Genomic DNA, 1,382 nt, shown 5'->3' on the forward strand with positions numbered 1-1,382 from the left:
GGCCGTCGGCAGCAGCAGCCGCCGCCCGGGACGCAGCCGCGCCGGGTCGTCGACGCCGTTGACGTCCGCGACCGCCCGCCACAGCGCCGCGTCGCCGTACTCCTGGTACGCGACGCCCGGCAGCGTGTCGCCCTGCACGACCACGTGCTCGCGGTGCGGCACCCGGCCGCCCGACGTCGGGTTCGTGCCCGGCGGCTCACCCGCGAGCTCCTGCAGCGTCACCGTGCACACCGCCCGCACCGGCAGCCCCGCGGGCGTGAACAGCGTGTACTTCACCTGCACCTGCTCGATGTACGCGAGGAACCCCGTCAGGCCGCCCCACGAGAACTTGACCCACGGCGGCGAGTCCTTCTTCTGGCCGTGCGACGCGTCGGTGGGCACGCAGCACTTGAACAGCTGCTCGACGGTCTTCACGACCGACCCGTCCTGCTTCTTCGCCGGGTCGAAGAACACCGACTCGTCGAGGAACATCTCGAGCGTCAGCTTCGACGGCTGCGGCCCCTGGTACTGCGGCGGGCTCGACCGCTTGCTGCCCTTCGTCGTCGGGCGCGTCCACTTCGCCGACTTCTGGAGCGTCAGCTCCTTCGGGTTGAACTGGAAGTCCACCGACCCGATGAGCGGCCCCGGCTTGTCCAGGGCGCCGTCCTTCGACGGCTCGTGCAGGTCGAGCTTCGCGTGCGTCAGCGTCGACGCGCCCGCCGGTGCCGCCGACGCCGCGCTCGCGTTGAACCCCGTCGCCGATCCCACGTCACGCCCCCTTGCCGAAGCCGTGGTGCGCGAGCTCGAGCGTCTCCGTCACGACCTTCGTCGTGTCCGGGGTCAGCGACGGGCCCGTCCAGCGGATCGGCACGACGCCCTGCAGCGTCCACCGCACGACCGTCGTCCCGTCCGTCGTGCGCGCCTCGATGCTCGCCGTCGTCGCGACCAGCCCCTGGCTGACCGTCGACAGCCACGCCATGACGTCCGCCGTCTCCTTGCCCAGCGGCCGCGTGAGCTTGACGTTCGGGTACTTCACGCGCGTCGGCAGCTGCCAGACGCCCGTGTTGAAGCCGCCCTCCTCGCGGCTCTCCACGACGACCTCCAGCCCGAGGCCCTCGCACGACGCGAACGTGCCGAGCTTGTGCCCGTCGACCGTCACGACGTACTGCAGCCCGACGGCTGTCGCGGTGTCCTCCAGCATCGGTCCCTCCTCCCGTTCGTCGTGGCGCTCGTGCTGCGCGTGCTGCTCGTCATCGGTCGATCCGCGTGCCGCGGCGCTCGCGGTCCACGAGCAGCTGCCCGCGCACCCGGCGCATCAGCGGCGTCATGAGCCGCCGGGCCAGCTCGTCGAGGTCCGCCGGGGTCGCCGTCGCGAACGGTGACGCGCCCGACCCCTCCGGTGC

Annotated in this window: 2 protein-coding genes; both read right to left on the reverse strand. The window is 72.2% G+C overall.

The genetic code is table 11. The features are described from left to right. A partial coding sequence (locus HGA02_RS19385) for a CIS tube protein (RefSeq protein WP_168681035.1) occupies positions 1 to 747 on the reverse strand: 747 nt, incomplete at its 3' end. Position 748: 1 nt separating this feature from the next. After that, the gene (locus HGA02_RS19390; RefSeq protein ID WP_124342847.1) at positions 749 to 1,180 is read right to left on the reverse strand and encodes a phage tail protein; all 432 of its coding nucleotides are present in this window, start codon (positions 1,178 to 1,180) and stop codon (positions 749 to 751) included. Positions 1,181 to 1,382 lie beyond the last annotated feature (202 nt).

The sequence above is a fragment of the Cellulomonas septica genome (genome assembly GCF_012396155.1).
GTDB lineage: Bacteria > Actinomycetota > Actinomycetes > Actinomycetales > Cellulomonadaceae > Cellulomonas > Cellulomonas septica.

Excerpts from the sequence above, each read along its gene's own strand:
- HGA02_RS19390 (WP_124342847.1), bottom strand. The coding sequence starts at position 1,180 with ATGCTGGAGGACACCGCGACAGCCGTCGGGCTGCAGTACGTCGTGACG.